The organism is Leucobacter chinensis, from assembly GCF_019049105.1.
Taxonomy (GTDB): Bacteria; Actinomycetota; Actinomycetes; order Actinomycetales; family Microbacteriaceae; genus Leucobacter_A; species Leucobacter_A chinensis.
Genome location: NZ_JAHQZR010000003.1, coordinates 95,979 through 111,873, shown reverse-complemented (window position 1 = coordinate 111,873; position 15,895 = coordinate 95,979). Strand labels below are relative to the sequence as shown.

The 15,895-nt window shown below is 60.2% G+C and carries 13 protein-coding genes; 10 read left to right on the top strand and 3 right to left on the bottom strand.

Going from position 1 to position 15,895, the window contains the following annotated elements; translation table 11 throughout:
* Positions 1-143 precede the first annotated feature (143 nt).
* The 5 genes from gcvPA to KTJ78_RS04195 all read left to right on the top strand — a co-directional run bounded on the left by gcvPA (position 144) and on the right by KTJ78_RS04195 (position 7,611).
* Positions 144-1,523: an aminomethyl-transferring glycine dehydrogenase subunit GcvPA gene (gcvPA, locus tag KTJ78_RS04215; RefSeq protein ID WP_217132913.1), complete on the top strand. Its 1,380-nt coding sequence runs from the start codon at positions 144-146 to the stop codon at positions 1,521-1,523.
* A 2-nt stretch (positions 1,524-1,525) separates the two neighbouring features.
* Complete coding sequence (gene gcvPB, locus KTJ78_RS04210) at positions 1,526-3,190, top strand: aminomethyl-transferring glycine dehydrogenase subunit GcvPB (RefSeq protein WP_217132912.1); 1,665 nt, start codon at positions 1,526-1,528, stop codon at positions 3,188-3,190.
* Positions 3,191-3,195: 5 nt separating this feature from the next.
* On the top strand, positions 3,196-4,260 hold the full coding sequence (locus tag KTJ78_RS04205; protein ID WP_217132911.1) for an ATP-NAD kinase family protein: 1,065 nt from the start codon (positions 3,196-3,198) through the stop codon (positions 4,258-4,260).
* A 215-nt stretch (positions 4,261-4,475) separates the two neighbouring features.
* Complete coding sequence (locus tag KTJ78_RS04200; RefSeq protein WP_217132910.1) at positions 4,476-5,813, top strand: MFS transporter; 1,338 nt, start codon at positions 4,476-4,478, stop codon at positions 5,811-5,813.
* Positions 5,814-5,952: 139 nt separating this feature from the next.
* Entirely contained in the window at positions 5,953-7,611 is a 1,659-nt protein-coding gene (locus tag KTJ78_RS04195) for a thiamine pyrophosphate-dependent enzyme (RefSeq protein WP_217132909.1), read from the top strand.
* 168 nt (positions 7,612-7,779) lie between these two features.
* Here the strand turns inward: KTJ78_RS04195 and KTJ78_RS04190 are convergent, their stop codons facing one another.
* Together KTJ78_RS04190 and KTJ78_RS04185 are read right to left on the bottom strand one after the other, a co-directional pair.
* Positions 7,780-8,484, bottom strand: a complete 705-nt coding sequence (locus tag KTJ78_RS04190; protein ID WP_217132907.1) for an IclR family transcriptional regulator — start codon at positions 8,482-8,484, stop codon at positions 7,780-7,782.
* A gap of 40 nt (positions 8,485-8,524) precedes the next feature.
* Positions 8,525-9,973 carry an aromatic amino acid lyase gene (locus tag KTJ78_RS04185; protein ID WP_217132905.1) on the bottom strand — a complete coding sequence of 483 codons (1,449 nt, stop codon included), beginning with the start codon at positions 9,971-9,973 and terminating at the stop codon, positions 8,525-8,527.
* A gap of 141 nt (positions 9,974-10,114) precedes the next feature.
* Here KTJ78_RS04185 and KTJ78_RS04180 point away from each other — a divergent pair, with 141 nt between their 5' ends.
* From KTJ78_RS04180 to KTJ78_RS04165, 4 genes are read left to right on the top strand one after another with little or no spacing between them, the layout of a single operon-like run.
* Positions 10,115-11,188 (top strand): ABC transporter ATP-binding protein, encoded by a 1,074-nt coding sequence (locus KTJ78_RS04180; RefSeq protein WP_217132903.1) that lies wholly within the window; start codon positions 10,115-10,117, stop codon positions 11,186-11,188.
* A gap of 2 nt (positions 11,189-11,190) precedes the next feature.
* Entirely contained in the window at positions 11,191-11,838 is a 648-nt protein-coding gene (locus KTJ78_RS04175) for an ABC transporter permease (protein WP_217132899.1), read from the top strand.
* Positions 11,838-12,566 (top strand): ABC transporter permease, encoded by a 729-nt coding sequence (locus KTJ78_RS04170; protein WP_217132897.1) that lies wholly within the window; start codon positions 11,838-11,840, stop codon positions 12,564-12,566. The genes KTJ78_RS04175 and KTJ78_RS04170 overlap by 1 nt, the downstream gene beginning before the upstream one ends.
* 25 nt (positions 12,567-12,591) lie before the next feature.
* Positions 12,592-13,497, top strand: coding sequence for an ABC transporter substrate-binding protein (locus KTJ78_RS04165; protein WP_217132895.1), 906 nt, complete (start codon positions 12,592-12,594; stop codon positions 13,495-13,497).
* 66 nt (positions 13,498-13,563) lie between these two features.
* Here the strand turns inward: KTJ78_RS04165 and KTJ78_RS04160 are convergent, their stop codons facing one another.
* Positions 13,564-14,586 carry an Atu2307/SP_0267 family LLM class monooxygenase gene (locus KTJ78_RS04160; RefSeq protein ID WP_217132893.1) on the bottom strand — a complete coding sequence of 341 codons (1,023 nt, stop codon included), beginning with the start codon at positions 14,584-14,586 and terminating at the stop codon, positions 13,564-13,566.
* Between the two features lie 308 nt (positions 14,587-14,894).
* Between KTJ78_RS04160 and KTJ78_RS04155 the strand changes: the two genes are divergently transcribed.
* Positions 14,895-15,827, top strand: a complete 933-nt coding sequence (locus tag KTJ78_RS04155; protein ID WP_254259368.1) for an aminoglycoside phosphotransferase family protein — start codon at positions 14,895-14,897, stop codon at positions 15,825-15,827.
* The last annotated feature ends 68 nt before the right edge of the window (positions 15,828-15,895 follow it).

The window sequence follows — 15,895 nt, the reverse complement described above, 5'->3', positions numbered from 1 at the left end:
AGTTGTATTGTAAGCCGGTCATGGGAACGGGTGGCTTCGCCATCGAGTCAGGTCGGGGCGACGAATTGTACGAGATGGATAGGGGGTTTCGGTTGAGACGCTCCATAACCTTGGTTCGTACACGACGATGAAAGGGTTCGACAATGAAGCCAAGAATCCCGCATCCGTATCTTCCGAACTCAGTTTCAGAAGTTCGCGCGGAAATGTTGCAGACCATCGGGGTCGATCACATCGATGATCTCTTCGCTACGATTCCCGCTGAGCTGCGCACGAACGAGCCGTTTAACTTGCCCGAGGCGCTGAGCAGTGAGGCCCAGCTTGTCTCACACATGCGCGGGCTGCTCGGTAAGAACGAGCCAGCGAACCCCGGAAAAACGTTTCTGGGGTACGGCAGCTACCAGCACTACGTGCCCGCGATATGCGGTGAGATTAACGGCCGGGCTGAGTTTCTCACGGCCTACGCAGGTGAATCGACCGAAGACCACGGGAAGTGGCAAGCGCTCTTTGAATATACAAGCCTCATGGCTGAACTGCTTGAAATGGATGTCGTTTCGATCCCGACCTACGATGGTTACCAGGCTTCGGCCACGGGTATTCGCATGGCGTTGCGGCTCACCGGTCGCAGCGAGGTCATTGTGAGCACCGCGATGCAGAGCGGCAAGCTCGCGAAGATTCGCACGTACCTGCCTGACGATGTCACGGTGCATCTCGTTGATGTCGATCCGCTCACGGGTGCGCTCGCGGCAGAGCGCGTTGGCGAGCTGCTCAGCGAGCGCACCGCGGCCGTCTTTATCGAGACGCCGAACGTGTTCGGCGTCGTTGAGGTTGAAGCGCGCAAGATCGCGGCGCGCGCTCACGAACTCGGCACCGTTGTCGTTGCGGGCATCGACCCGATCTCGCTGAGCTACCTTGAGGCACCAGCCTCGTGGGGAGCTGACATCGTGTGCGGCGATATTCAGGCGCTTGGCATTGGGCTGCACTTTGGCGGCGGTCACGGCGGCTTTCTCGCGACGCACGATGAGCCTGAGTTCGTTTTCGAGTTTCCTTCTCGACTCTTTGGTCTTTCGCCTACGCTTGACCCGCAAGAGATCGGCTTCACCGACGTGGCGTATGAGCGCACCTCGCTCGCGCGCCGTGAAGAGGGTAACGAGTGGGTTGGTACGGCAGCGGCGCTCTGGGCGATCACGGCCGGTGTTTACCTGTCGCTCATGGGCCCCGACGGCATGCGTGAGCTCGGCACGACCGTTGCCGGCCTCACCCGCTATGCCAAAGACGAGATTGCCTCGGTTCCAGGCTTCACCGTTTTGCACCTGCAGTCAGCCAACTGGCGCGAGTTCACCATCGCCCACGACAGCCTGAGCGCTGCCGAACTGCGTGAGCGTATGCACGAGCGCGGCATTCACGCGGGCGTCGACCTCGGCGGTTTCTTCGCCGGGCGTGACCGAGAACTGCTCGTGTGCGTGACCGAGCAGCACACACAGGCCGATATTGACGCATTTGTGACCGAGCTAAGGAGCCTCTAACCATGCACGAATCAGTAGCACTCCCGGGTGTTCCAGCGGTGACGGGCGACATCTCGAAGCCCCGTGATTACCACGCACCCCGTTGGCGCGAGCCCCTCATCTTTCAGTACGACGTGCCCGGTAGCCGCGGTATGCACGTTCCCGGCCTCAGCGAGGCCACAGCACACGCCCTTGAGGGCTCGCCCGAGGCCGAGGTTGCATCGCAACGTTCGATTGGCCTGCCCGCGGTGAGTCAGGCACAGGTGCAGAGGCACTTCCTGCGGCTTTCGCAGGAGACGCTCGGTGCCGACCTCAACGTCGACATTGGGCAGGGAACCTGCACGATGAAGTACAGCCCCAAGGTAAACGAACAGTTCGTTCGTGCGCCCGGAGCGGCCGAGATTCACCCCCTACAGCACGAGTCGACCGTGCAGGGCGCGCTACAAATCATGCACGACCTTGAGGGCTACCTCGCCGAGATTTCGGGCATGGACGCGGTATCGCTGCAGGCCCCCGCTGGTTCAGCCGCCATCTTCGGCAACGTGAGCCTCGTCAAGGCGTACTTCGCAGCGCGTGGCGAGCTTGACCAACGCACCGAGATCGTCACAACGGTGTTCTCTCATCCCTCAAATGCGGCAACAGCAAAGACCCTCGGCTTCTCGGTCGTGACGCTGTACCCGGGTGAAGACGGCCTCGTGAGCCTCGAAGCGCTGAAAGCGTCGCTGTCAGAGCGCACCGCCGCAATTCTCATCACGAATCCAGAAGATACGGGTATTTATAACCCCGATATCGCCGATATTGTCGAGGCTGCTCATGCGGTTGGGGCGCTCGGTGTGTACGACCAGGCAAACGCGAACGGATTGCTCGGCATCACGAACGCGCGACAGGCTGGCTTCGATATCTGTCACTTCAACCTGCACAAGACGTTCTCAACCCCGCATGCCTGCGGCGGTCCTGCGGCCGGTGCCATGTGCGTTACGAAGGAGCTCGAGCCTTTCCTTCCCGGGCCACGTATTCGGGAGGAGAGCGGCGTGTATCGCCTCGAGCAGCCGGGAGAGTTGGCGGTTGCGCCGATCCGCCCGTTTTATGGGGTTGTGCCGAACCTGATTCGTGCTTACGCGTGGATCAGAGCCATGGGCGGCGAGGGATTACGGCACGTCGCTGAAGACGCGGTGCTCAACAACAACTACGTGGCGGCGCGTTTGCGCGACGAGCCCGGTATCGAGGCCTCGTACGAGGTTGAGGGTCGCCTGCCGATTGAGCAGGTGCGGTACAGCTGGCAGAAGCTTACTGACGAGACGGGGGTGAGCTCGGCAGAGCTCGGCAGTCGCATGGCCGATTACGGGTTTCACTTTTGGACAAGCCACCACCCGTACATCGTGTCTGAGCCAGCAACCATCGAACCGACCGAGTCGTACTCGAAAGCTGAGCTCGACGAGTACGTCAATGCGCTGCGCCTCGTCGCGGCAGAAGCCCGTACTGACGCAGAACTCGTGCGCACCGCACCGCATCGCAGCAGCAACCGACTCGTGCACGAGCAGGCGATGAGTGAACCAGAAACCTGGGCGACATCGTGGCGCGCATACGAGCGCAAGTACCTCGGTCGCGATCGAACGAACCCGCCGCACTGGGAGCCGCCGGCCGATTTCGTGCCGCGTGAGCGCCCAGAAAAGGCCTACCACCGGTAAGCGCGATGGCCAGCCAACATATCGTAGGCCTCGTTGTGAACCCGATTGCCGGAATCGGTGGATCGGTGGGGCTGGCAGGGAGCGACGGGGCCGATATTCAGGCCGAGGCGAGGGCTCGGGGCGGCGCTCCCCGGGCCCCTGCCCGTGCTGAACGGTTCGTCGTTGAACTGCGCCGTAGGGTACCGGGCGTGCGCATCGAGAGTGCAGACGTCAGGAGCGCCGAGGCAACGGCGCAGCTCGCGGCAAAACTCGCAGCCTTGGGCGCGCGGGTGCTCGTCTTCGTTGGCGGTGACGGCACCGCTCGCGACGTGCTTCGGGGTCTCGCTGGCGGACATGCCGAGCAGCTTTGCGTCGGTGTGCCCGGTGGGGTCAAGATGCACTCGGGGGTGTTTGCGGTGACACCCGAAGACGCTGCCGCGCAGGTTGCTGAAGTGCTGCTCTCAGACGAGGCGGGCCGCGAGGTGCGCAGCGAGTTTCGCGATGTCGCCGATCTCAATGAGGCGGCGCGAAGGCGAGGCGAGCTGCACACTGACGTGTATGGGGCGATGCGTGTGCCACTCCACGCCCGCATGCAACGGGGCAAGCGCTCGCCTATGCAGGGCACTTCTTCGGTTGACGGGGCGGGCATCGCTGAGGTAATTCGCTCGCAGCACGAAGGCGTGCTCGTATTTGGGCCGGGCACGACGGTCGCAGAGATCGCGCACCACGCCGGTGTCACCGAGCCTACGCTGCTCGGCTTCGACGTGCTGATGCCCGGTGGTGAGACTCTGCTCGACGTGACCGGAACGGTGCTTGAAGCGCTCGCCGTCGAGCATCAGCTTGGCATCGTTCTCTCGCCGATTGGCGGCCAAGGCTTCGTCATTGGGCGGGGCAATCATCAGCTCACAGAGCGGGTACTCGAGACGCTTGACCCGGAGCGGCTCTTCATTGTTTCGGGCTCTGAAAAACTTGGCGAGCTCGCTGGCACATTGCGCATCGATGCTCCAACCGTCGCGCTTAACGCACGCTTTCGGGGGTACCGGCGGGTATTGCTCGGCCCTGTCGATAGTGCGCTCGTTCGTCTGGAATAATGAATCGGGGATTATCGGTAGTACCGATGGACTGTCTCAATGGGTTCGCCATAATGTACAGGCCTGTAAACCAAATTAGACCTTCTGTAGTGAGAGTTTCTCTCTGAGCGGCCGTAAAGTTCATTTTCAGGACTACGGAAGTGGTTTGGGTCACCGCACTCGACAGACGTTGAGCGCGACCGGCCCGCAAGTATGACGATCAAGGAGGATGTCACATGGCAACCACAGAAATAAGCCCAGAGCGGCGGCGCGAGGTCAATAAGGTCGCGGTCTCAGCCTTCGCTGGAACGGCGATGGAATGGTACGACTACATTTTGTATGGCACTGCTTCGGCCATCGTGTTTACGAAGCTCTTCTTCCCGGCCGACGACATTGCTGTCGCGACCCTGCTCTCGTTTGCGACCTTTGCAGCGGGCTTCGTTGCACGCCCCGTCGGTGCTCTCATCTTCGGTCACATTGGTGACCGCATCGGCCGACGTGCCGCGGTGGTTGGTTCGATCACTCTTATGGGCCTCTCGACCGGCATTATCGGCATGCTGCCAACCTATGAAGCAATCGGTGTCAGTGCGGCCATTGCGTTGCTACTCATGCGCCTCTTCCAGGGCATCTCGGCCGGCGGTGAGTGGGGCGGCGCGATGGTGCTCGTGCTTGAGCACGCGCCGAAGTCGCGCCAGGGCATCTACTCCGCGATCCCACAACTTGGTTCGCCTGTCGCGACCCTACTGTCAACCGGCGCCCTCACGATCGTCTCGACGCTGCCAGACGAGGCCTTCTTCAGCTGGGGCTGGCGCATTCCGTTCTTGCTTGCCTTCCCCTTCCTCGCGATTGGCCTCTACCTGCGCTACCGCGTTGAAGAGTCACCGGTGTTCAAGGAGCTGCAGTCGAAGCAAGAAGTCGTCAAGGTGCCCATTTTCAGCGCGATTCGCCACACCGGCGGCCGCATGATTCTGGGCGGTATGGCTGCGCTGCTCGGTGGCTCGGGCTTCTTCATCGTGACAACGTTCATGATCAGTTACGGTGTGCAAGAGCTCGGCTACGAGCGCCAGACGATGCTTTCGGCGACGCTCTGGGGCGCGCTCGTACAGATTTGCGTCATCATTATCTCTGGTCGCGTTGCCGACCGTATCGGTGCGTGGAAGGTCTGCGCCGCTGGAGGCCTCATCTCGGCGCTGCTCGCCCTTCCCGTGTTCTGGCTCGTTGATACCGGAAACGTCGTTCTCGCGACCATCGGCATCATGATCGGCATGGGTTCGCTCACGATTCCGTACGGCCCCATCGGTTCGCTGCTTTCGGGCCTCTTCCCCGCGAAGTACCGCTACAGCGCGATGGCCGTGTCGTACAACGTGTTCGGCATCATCGGCGGCTTCCTGCCGATTCTCTCGCAGAGCATCTTGCTTGCAACTGGCCACCAGTCATACGGTGTGGGTCTGCTGCTCGCGGGTGTTGCCCTCATCACTATGGTTGGCGCGCTGGGCGCCGGCTCAAAGGCTGTACGCCGTCGTCGTGAAAAGGAAGACGCCGAAGAGGCGGCTCTCATCGCGGCCGAGGCCTAACAACAGACTCGGGGGGTGGCCGGCTCACGACCACGAAACCGCTGGCCCACCCTCGTACCCTTCACAAGCGGGTGCTCGAACCACTCGGGCACCCGCCTCAACGATTCACCCCTCACTCCTCATTCGAAAGGAAACGCACATGCAGGCAAACGCAGAATTGAGCGCAGGCCACCTCATCGTCAAGCAACTTGAGGCTGAGGGTGTGAAACGCATTTACTGCGTGCCCGGCGAGAGCTACCTCGACGTGCTTGACGGACTCTACGACTCGACAATTCATACCGTGGTTTGCCGTCAAGAGGGTGGCGCGGGCATGGCCGCGATGAGCGAGGCGCGCCTCACCGGTAAAGCCGGCGTTGCGATGGTCACCCGCGGCCCCGGCGCTTCAAACGCGACGATCGCGGTGCATAACGCCTGGCAAGACGGTACCCCGCTGCTCCTCTTCGTGGGGCTTGTCGATAGCCGTGAGCGTGAGCGCGAGGCGTTTCAAGACTTCTCACTCGTGAGCTGGTACGGCTCAACCGCGAAGCGCGTCTTCACGATCGACAACCCCGCAGAGGCCGCTCGGGTCGTGCGCAACGCCATCGCGATCGCCGAGTCGGGCAAGCCCGGCCCAGTCGTGATCGGTCTGCCCGAAGACCTGCTCAAGCACCGTGTGCCGCTCGCTGTCGAGCAGCCCCCGGCCGAGCGCCCCGTGCTGCCCTCGGCTGCTGATTTCGACGAGCTCGTCTCGGCCCTTTGCGCAGCCGAGCGCCCGACGATCGTGCTGGGTGGTGAGGTGTGGAGCCCCGAGGCTGCCGCAGCCATCGCCAGCATTGGTGAGCAGCTCGCAGTTCCCGTCACAACCGATTTTCGCGCCGCCGACCTCATCGACTCGCGCAGCCCCGCCTACGGTGGCATGCTCGGGTACGGTCGCGACGACGCGCTGAGCGCGACCGTCGCAGACTCAGACCTGCTGCTCTTCATCGGCACCGGCCGCGCCGACGTGCTGAGCGACGGCTACACGATCGGCCTCGACGCGACGACAATCGTCGTGACCGCCGACCCGGAGCGCCAGGGGCACTACGGTCGTATCGATACGGCCTTCACTACGCGGCCCGACGCCTTCACGGTTGCGCTTGAGACGCACCTAGCCGATGCCGTTGCGGATCATGCTCCCGCGCCAGCCCGGATCGAACGGCTGAAGAGCATTCGCGCAACCTTCGAGGCGTTTCAGACGCCCGACGCTGACGGGGGTCGCTTTGCTGACCTGGGTCGCGTGCTCGGCGCGATCAAGCGCGTCATCGCTGACGACGCAATCGTGACCTACGGTGCCGGCAACTACGCGATCTGGCCGCAGCGCTACCTGCCGTCGACCACCTATCCCTCGCTCGTCGCACCAAAGAACGGCGCAATGGGACTCGGTATTCCTGCCGCGGTCGGTGCCGCGCTCGCACACCCAGACCGCCAGGTTGTTTCGTTTGCCGGCGACGGCTGCTTTCTCATGAACGGCCAAGAGGTTGCCACTGCGGTTGCCGAGGGGCTGAATATCGTCATCTTCGCGGTAGACAACGGTGTGTACGGGACCATCCGCGTGCACCAGGAGCGTGACTACCCGGGCCGCCAGAGCGGCACGAAGCTTGTTAACCCTGACTTCGCGAAGTACGCCGAAGCGTTCGGCGGCACCGGCTTCACCCTCGACGGCTCGCAAGACATCGACGCGGTCGTCACCGAAGCATTTGCAACGCCAGGCGTCAAGATCGTGCACGTGAAGGTCGACCCTGATGTGCGCGTGCCGCGCCCGGGCGGGGCCGCGGCCTAGAACATAGGGGGTGTTGGCGTGGCCGGGGAGCGGTCGCGCCAACACCTTTTTGGTTCTTGCGAGCGTTCGCGCCCCCTAGGAGTGGCACCATAATGCACGAGGGGTCGACTCCAGTGATTGGCGATCCATTTCTGAAGTCGAACTCATAACCTCACGAGAAAGTTAGTGTCAGGCTAGGAGCGCAGAAAGACTCCTTGCGGAGTCTCGCACAGCAGCGCCGGCTTTTTTAGCGGCTGCCCCTGTCAACCTGAAACTTGGCCCCGCGATGCTCAGCGAGGCGACGATGGCACCAGAGCGATCGGTGACAGGCGCCGCAATTACATTGGCTTCTGGAGTGAGCGCTGCCTCTTTTGTGACGTATCCCTGTTGGGGTGTGAGCCCGTCGAGTGCGTCACCAACGGCAGAGTTTGCCCGAGCAACGGCCTTACCGGTCCATCCATCAAAACCGACAAACCGTACGGCCTGATTGCTCTGAACCTCACGAAGATAGACGCAGGTTCCAGCGGGGCCTGGGATCGCAAGATAGCTTGATTCACCTGTCAGCTCTGCAAGGCTTTGCAAGATGGGCGAAGCCTTCTCGACGAGGTCACCGGCATCAGGAGCTTCAACTTGAATTTGTGAAGAGACAAATCTTGCCCCAGCAACGTAACTGTTGTCGTCGAGCCTGAAGACATAGTCCCAGTGCTCGAGTGCCCGCAGACTTCTCATAGCGGTGCTCGAAGGAAGGCCGCAGGCTGTCGCGATTTCAAGAAGTGAGAGTGGGCCCTGCTCGATCACCACGGTGAGCACCTCTAGCGCCCGGTGAACCGCGCGAGGGCCTAGATTCTGTTCTGCGTCAGTGGGCTCGGCCACACCGTGGTTTTCGGTGTTCATGTTCACGCTCCTGCGCGGATAGGCGGTTCGGGCTTGGTGCTCAAGACTCTGTGCCAAGGATAGCCGAGAGCGAGGGGAGCAGTTGTTTTGCGAGAGATATGTCGTTACGAAGGTCACGGTCGTGCATCTCTGCCGGCAGTGCTTCGCATAGCTGCATGGCCCGAGCAAGGGGCTTAGAGAGTTCGAACCGCTCTGGTTGGCTGAGCCGCAGGGCTCGCACTGCCATGACGAGTTCGCACGCGAGCATGACCTCAAACGACTCTATCGCGGTGGTGAGTTTGCGAATTCCGGTACTCGCAAAGGTTGCGTCATCTTCAACACCACATGAGAGCGTCGTTGATTGAATGGCGCTGGGGCTTGCTGCTTGTACAAGGTCACCCATAGCGCTCGCCGCGAGGTACTCAACCATCATGGTTCCTGAGGTCCCGCCCTCGAGTGGGGCAAGAAAACGGGGAAGCCCTGAGAAAGCGTCATCGTTCAGAAAGCGCAGTCGCGACGTAAGGAGCGGTGCGGTCTGGGCGAGCGCGATCGCGGCTGCATCCAGCTCGTGTGCGAGGCCCGCCTGGTAGAAGGAGCCATGATGGTAGGCGGCGCCCTCTTCAACGGCAAACAAGGGGTTCTCTTGCGCGGTGTTGATCAAGGTTTCAATATGGGCGCTGAGTCGCACGAGTGCCTGTTGCAGCACGCCCATTGACTGCAAGTATCCCCGAAACGCGTAGGGGTCTTGAATGCGTGCTGCGCTCCACGAGGCGGTGCCAGTGAGTGCTCGGAGCTGTTGAGCAACAACCTCGGCGCTCGGTAGCCCCGTTGTTCGGGCCACTGTAGAAGAAAACGCTTCGTGATTCGCTGCAGCCGCGATAGCACTCAGGGTAAAAATAACCTGTTGCGCTTTGATCGCTGTAGTGAGTCTGTGAACCGCTGAGGCACTCAACGAAAGGGTGAATGCGCTAGAGCTGATGAAGGGGAGCGCGCTATTAGCGCCGAACCGTTCGAGTGCCGCAAATGGTCGAGTGGTTGGGCGTTCGCCCACGAGCGCGAGGGCGATGCCCGCGAGGGCGGGAAGATCTCCGGTTCCGATAGACCCGAGCATGCGAAGCTCGGGTAGGGCGTCGGCCTCGAGCATTGCGCTGAGGGCTTCGGCGACCTCGGGGTCAATGCCTGAACCGCCCTGAACGAGTTGGCTGAGGCGAATTGCGAGTGTTGCGCGCACGACCTCTGGTGAGGCTGCCTCGCCAGTGTCGCAGGCGTGGCTGCGGATGAGGTTCAAACCGTGTGCGTCGGGATCGAGCGCGGCGGTGGTGAGACGGTTGGCGCCCACTCCAGTGGATCGGCCGTAGACGGCCTGACGCTCTGAGATGACTCGTGCTGCTTCGCTCGACTTGACGACGCGTTCTTTGGCTTCTACTGAGAGGCTTGTTGCGATGGTTTGAGTGGCGATGCCCTGCAGGATGTCGAGGGTGAGGGGCGTGTCGAACGCGTACGGTGTCACTGCGTTACTCCTTGAAGTTTCGTTGCGCGAGGCTTGAATAGGTATTACACTACATGAAACTACTTAATTTCAATACATGAAATTATTGCGACAAGGGAGTGCAGATGAATCGAGAAGTGGTTCGCCTACGACGGGGCGATAATGATTGAGTTTGAGAATGTCGTGAAGACGTACGATAACGGTCACACCGCGGTGTCAAACCTCTCGTTCACGGCTCCAACCGGCAAAATCACGGTGCTTGTCGGCCCGTCTGGCTGTGGCAAAACGACAACGTTGCGCATGATCAATCGACTGATCACCGAGACCTCTGGAACGATCCGCCTCGGTGGCACCGCGACCTCTCAGGTCGACACGATCAGCATGCGGCGCAACATTGGTTACGTCATTCAAAATGCTGGCTTATTTCCGCACCGCACGATCATCGATAACGTGTGCACGGTGCCACTGCTTAAGAAAGTTGAAAAAAGTGCTGCGCGTGCACGGGCGCTTGAGCTTCTGACACTGGTCGGGCTTGATGCGAGCTATGCCGATCGTTACCCCTGGCAGCTTTCAGGCGGGCAGCAACAGCGGGTAGGCGTCGCGCGGGCGCTCGCCGCCGACCCACCGTACATGCTGATGGACGAGCCGTTTAGCGCGGTCGACCCGGTTGTGCGCAAACAACTCCAAGACGAGTTTTTGCGCATCCAGGCTGAAATGGCAAAAACCATTGTGATGGTGACTCACGATATCGACGAAGCGCTCAGACTTGGTGACCAGATTGTCGTCTTGCGTGAAGGTGGCAATCTTGCTCAGATTGGTTCGCCAGAAGAGCTCCTGGCGCAACCCGCGAATGAGTTCGTCGCTGACTTTCTGGGTGAATCTCGTGGCTATCACGCGCTCAGTTTCGCAAGCCTCGACAGTGCTCGGGTACGGGCGGTTGAGAGCGTGCGAATCGGTGAGGCCTTGCGGGTGAGAGCGGGCTGGGTCGTTGTCAGCAATGCCAACGGCGATGTCGTTGGCTGGGTGAACGCGGCTCGTCAACAAGGCCCGGTTGAGATTCACGACGTGCATTGGTCGAGCGCGGTGAACCTGAGAGAAGCGAATCTGCGACGTGCGCTTGATGCTGCGCTCGCGAGCCCAAACCATGAAGCAATTGTCGTTGATGAATTCGGTGCGTTGCGCGGTGCCGTGGCAGTAGCCGACATCATTCAGATGAGTGAATCGCGGGGTCACTGATCATGCGATTTGACTGGGTGGTTGATAACGCAGGGCTGATCGGTGAACTCACGCTTGCTCACCTTTGGCTTACGTTGCTGCCAACGCTCCTGGGGCTCGCGATTTCAATTCCACTGGGATACGTGGCCTATCGAAATAGCAAGCTTTACACGTGGGTGGTCGGCACGACGAGCCTTTTCTACACGATCCCCTCGCTTGCTCTGTTTATTCTGTTGCCAAAGGTTCTGGGAACGAAAATTCTGGACCCCATGAACATCATCGTTGCTCTGACGATCTACACCATCGCTCTGCTGGTTCGGGTGATTGCTGATGGTCTCGCATCAGTATCGTCTGACGTAGTGATGGCAGCCGATGGCATGGGGCTTTCGAAAGCGCAGGCGTTTTTTAAGGTCGAACTCCCGATCGCCGTTCCGGCGATTCTCTCGGGGCTTCGAGTTGTGGTCGTTTCAAACATTTCGATTGTCACGATGGCCGCGGTGATTGGCATCACGCAATTGGGCACACTGTTTACCCTGGGGTTCACGCGCCGCTTGTTTGTGCCCATTATCGTCGGGCTTCTTGTTTGCGTCGTTCTCGCACTCGTGCTTGACAGATGCCTTGTTCTGCTCGGCCGTGTCGTTACTCCGTGGAGCCAGAAAGGGGCGTTGTGATGAACATTCTCGAATGGATTATTGACCCCGCGAACTGGAGCGGTGATGGGTCGATCCCGTTTCAAACCATGATGCACCTGATGTATTCAGTCGCTGCGCTGGCTCTCGCGTTACTCATCGCGGTGCCGCTTGGCGTGTACATCGGGCACACAGGAAAGGGCGAGAGCCTCATCATGGGGTCGGCAAATGCGATGAGAGCGTTGCCCACTCTCGGCCTGCTGATTCTGCTTGTGCTCATCATTGCGCCCAAGATTGGAAACTCGCTCGCCTTTGTTATTCCAACACTCATTGTGCTTATCTTGCTCGCTGTGCCACCGATTCTCGGTGGCGTGGTAAGCGGCATTCAAGCCATTGACCGGTCGGTGATCGATGCGGCGAGGGGCATGGGGCTTTCGGATAGGCAAATTATTTGGAAAGTCGAGTTGCCATGTGCCCTCCCACTCACACTGTCAGGGGTTCGTGGAGCCACGCTTCAGGTCGTTTCGACGGCGGTTGTTGCCGCGTATGTTTCGCTTGATGGCCTTGGCCGTTTCATCATCGATGGCCGTGCCGCAAACGATTACGCCGAGATGGCGGGTGGGTCACTCATCATCGCGCTACTCGCCGTTGCCCTTGAACTGGGCTTTGCATTTGCGAGCAGCCGGTTCATCTCGCCCGGGCTTACCCGCCGCAAAGTTGCACCTCGTGCTCGTGCAATGCAGTCAACGACGACACTCATCAATGTTTAACGAAGGGAACACTATGAAAAAGATAATGCCCGCTTCAATTGCGGCTGCCGCGGGGCTTGCACTGATGCTCAGCGCATGCTCATCGGGCGACCCCATGTCGCAAGAGTCAGAGCAAGGGAGCGATGGCTCGAAGAGCGAACAGATTATCGTGGGTTCAGCTGACTTCGCTGAAAGCCAGCTCGTCGCTACGATTTATGCTCAGTCGTTGCGTGAGGCAGGGGTTGAGGTTGAAGAGAAACTCAACATTGGTAGCCGGGAGGTGTACATTGAGGCGCTCAAAGACGGGTCGATTGATCTCTTGCCTGAATATAACGGGTACCTTCTGGCCGAACTTGTGCCAGACACTGCAGAAACCGATCGAGAGGTGATTCGCGAGAAGCTCGCTGAAGCACTACCCGAAGGGACCATCGCGCTTACCGAGTCAGAGGCTGAGAACAAAGATGTTCTTGTCGTGAACAAGTCACTCGCGCAGGAGCACGGCCTTGAAACGATGTCAGACCTCAAGCCGGTCGCCGGCGAACTCACGCTCGCAGGCCCCGCTGAATGGAAAAGCCGGTACATCGGTGTGCCCGGCCTTGAAGATCTCTACGGTTTGACCTTCAAGAAGTTCCAGGTCTTCGACGCGGGCGGCCCGCTCACGCTTGCGGCCCTTGAGGGCGGCCAGGCTGAAGTTGGCATGATGTTTTCGAGCGACCCTGTCATCACTGAAAAAGACTTTGTGTCACTCACTGATGATCAGGGGCTGTTCTTGCCAGCAAATATTTTGCCGATCATTCGAGAGAGTAAAGCGAGTCCAGAGGTGCGCGAGGTGCTTGACCAGGTGTCTGATGCGTTGACGATGGAAGCGCTGCTTGAGATGAACGGCCAAGTATCGCAGGGCGATGATATTGCCAAGATCGCTGAGGCTTGGCGAGCGAAGAACGGGCTGTAATTTCGGCGCAAAGGGCCCTTGCCGCCCGGGGGGGCAAGGGCCCTTTGCTGATCGTTGCTGAATCGCTTACGCCAACATATCTTTCACCATCGGCACAACTTTCTCGCCGTACAGTTCAACGGTGCGCTGTTGCGCCTCGTGCGGAACCGGCTGGTCATACTTCAAATCAAACCGGTCAACGCGCAGCGTCTTCAACGTCTCGGCGATCTTTTTCGCGACGGTCTCTGGAGACCCGACATACAGCGCACCCTGCTCGATCTCGCGCTCGAAGTCGCCAACTTGTGGCGGGGGCCAGCCGCGTTCGCGACCCATTTGCTGGCGCATCTTGATCCACCCGGGCCTGACGATCTCGCGTGCGGCCTCGTCGGTCTCGGCGATGAGGCCCGGCGAATGCACGGCGACGGGTTTGCGCGGGGTGCCGAGCTCGTCTTGTGAGCGCTCAAAGAGGTCGATGTAGGGGGCGAAGCGTGCCGCCGGCCCACCGATGATCGCGAGAAACAGGCCGAACCCGTGCCGCGCGGTGCGCACGACCGACTCAGGGCTGCCGCCAACGCCCACCCAGGTCTTGATGCCGCCCTCGGTCGTCGGGAACACGCGCTGCTCGGTGAGCCCCGCCCGAGTCGTGCCCGACCACGTGACCGGCTCCTCTTTTAAGAGCGCCGCGAGTAGCTCGAGCTTCTCTTCGAAGAGCACCTCGTAGTCTTGCAGGTCGTACCCAAACAGCGGAAACGACTCGATGAACGACCCGCGCCCCGCAACGATCTCGGCCCGCCCCTTCGACACGGCGTCGAGCGTCGCAAACCGCTCGTACACGCGCACCGGGTCGTCAGAACTCAGCACCGTGACCGCTGACCCGAGCCTGATGCGCTCGGTCTGCCCCGCGATCGCGGCGAGTACCATCTCGGGGCTCGACACCGCGTAGTCGGGTCGGTGATGCTCGCCCACCGCGAAGAAGTCGAGGCCGAGCTCGTCGGCGGTCACCGCATCACTCACCAGATCGCGGATCACCCGTGGGTGCGCAACCGGCTTCCCTTGCGCGTCGATCGTGACGCCGCCGAACGTGTCTAGGCCGAATTCGATGTTGGTCATGGAGGGTGTAACGCTTGGAACACTTGGCATATTCCTTCAGGCGGTCGGCTTACACACACAGAATAAATGGCATTCGCAGATGAGGCTCTGAAGCCACTTTATTTATTACGAGAGATCCTGCTGAAACACGGGTGCTCGGACAGCGCTTTATGATTGCTGGTTGGGGTGTTATTTCTTGCTGAGGCCCGCAAGATGACTACTACACCCCGTATGGATGACACCGTAGGGCGTGATTCCCGAGAAAAAATGACTTTCTCACATGAGGAACGCTTTACGGGATGGCTCCATGACCGGCTATCGTGGTCGCCATGGCTATGCACGACGATGAGTTGTATATTGACGAGGAAATAGTTCGCCAACTTATAGCTGACCAGTTCCCACAGTGGCATCATGAACGCGTCCAACGCATTAGGACAGGCGGCACGGTGAACGTAATTTTCCGTATTGGTGCTAACTACACGGCGCGTTTCCCGCTTCGATCTGCGGAACCATCCGATGTGTGTGAGACACTCGCCCGTGAAGCAAACGCTATGCGCGAGTTAGCCGAACATTGCCTATTCCCTACACCGGAACTCGTGGGTATCGGCGATCCTGGTTTCGGATATCCGTTGCCGTGGTCTGTGCAGACATGGTTATCAGGAGTCGTTGCGACGCCCAGTGATCTCATGCGCTCAGAAACGTTCGCCCTTGATTTGGCTCGACTCATCCGCTCGCTTCGCTCTGCCGGTACTCAGGGACGTCACTTCGGCGGCTCTGGTCGCGGCGGAGACCTTAGAGACTCTGACAAATGGATGGAGGTGTGCTTCCGGGAAAGCGTTGGTTTGCTTCCGGTGGATCGGCTTCGTGCCCTTTGGGCAGAGTTTCGGCAACTGCCTGCCGCTGAAGCTGTTGTAATGACTCACGGTGATTTGATTCCTGGGAATCTCCTCGTTGAGGGCGAAAAGCTCGTTGGGGTTCTTGACGGTGGAGGGTTCGCTCCAGCTGACCCGTCGCTCGACCTTGTCGCTGCATGGCACATGCTCGATCGCGAACGAAGAGCTTTGCTCCGCAACGAGCTGGTGTGCAGTGACCTCCAATGGTTACGCGGCGCTGCCTGGGCGTTCCAGCAGGCAATGGGCTTGGTGTGGTACTACCGGGATACGAACCGCAGCATGAGCGTTCTTGGGCAGACCACCCTGGCCCGGATCCTCAATGACCCAGATCTTCCCAAGCAAGCCAGTGCCGTCCTGATCCGCCTGTAGGCGGTCGTTCACCGAGACCGCTAATGCTTCCATCTCGAGCGCGAGTGGAATTGGAATGCTTGCCCGGC

Coding starts and splice junctions, on each gene's coding strand:
- KTJ78_RS04200 (WP_217132910.1), top strand. CDS start 4,476: ATGGCAACCACAGAAATAAGCCCAGAGCGGCGGCGCGAGGTCAATAAG.
- KTJ78_RS04180 (WP_217132903.1), top strand. CDS start 10,115: ATGATTGAGTTTGAGAATGTCGTGAAGACGTACGATAACGGTCACACC.
- gcvPB (WP_217132912.1), top strand. CDS start 1,526: ATGCACGAATCAGTAGCACTCCCGGGTGTTCCAGCGGTGACGGGCGAC.
- KTJ78_RS04160 (WP_217132893.1), bottom strand. CDS start 14,586: ATGACCAACATCGAATTCGGCCTAGACACGTTCGGCGGCGTCACGATC.
- KTJ78_RS04190 (WP_217132907.1), bottom strand. CDS start 8,484: ATGAACACCGAAAACCACGGTGTGGCCGAGCCCACTGACGCAGAACAG.
- KTJ78_RS04155 (WP_254259368.1), top strand. CDS start 14,895: ATGGCTATGCACGACGATGAGTTGTATATTGACGAGGAAATAGTTCGC.
- KTJ78_RS04195 (WP_217132909.1), top strand. CDS start 5,953: ATGCAGGCAAACGCAGAATTGAGCGCAGGCCACCTCATCGTCAAGCAA.
- KTJ78_RS04175 (WP_217132899.1), top strand. CDS start 11,191: ATGCGATTTGACTGGGTGGTTGATAACGCAGGGCTGATCGGTGAACTC.
- KTJ78_RS04170 (WP_217132897.1), top strand. CDS start 11,838: ATGAACATTCTCGAATGGATTATTGACCCCGCGAACTGGAGCGGTGAT.
- KTJ78_RS04205 (WP_217132911.1), top strand. CDS start 3,196: ATGGCCAGCCAACATATCGTAGGCCTCGTTGTGAACCCGATTGCCGGA.
- KTJ78_RS04165 (WP_217132895.1), top strand. CDS start 12,592: ATGCCCGCTTCAATTGCGGCTGCCGCGGGGCTTGCACTGATGCTCAGC.
- gcvPA (WP_217132913.1), top strand. CDS start 144: ATGAAGCCAAGAATCCCGCATCCGTATCTTCCGAACTCAGTTTCAGAA.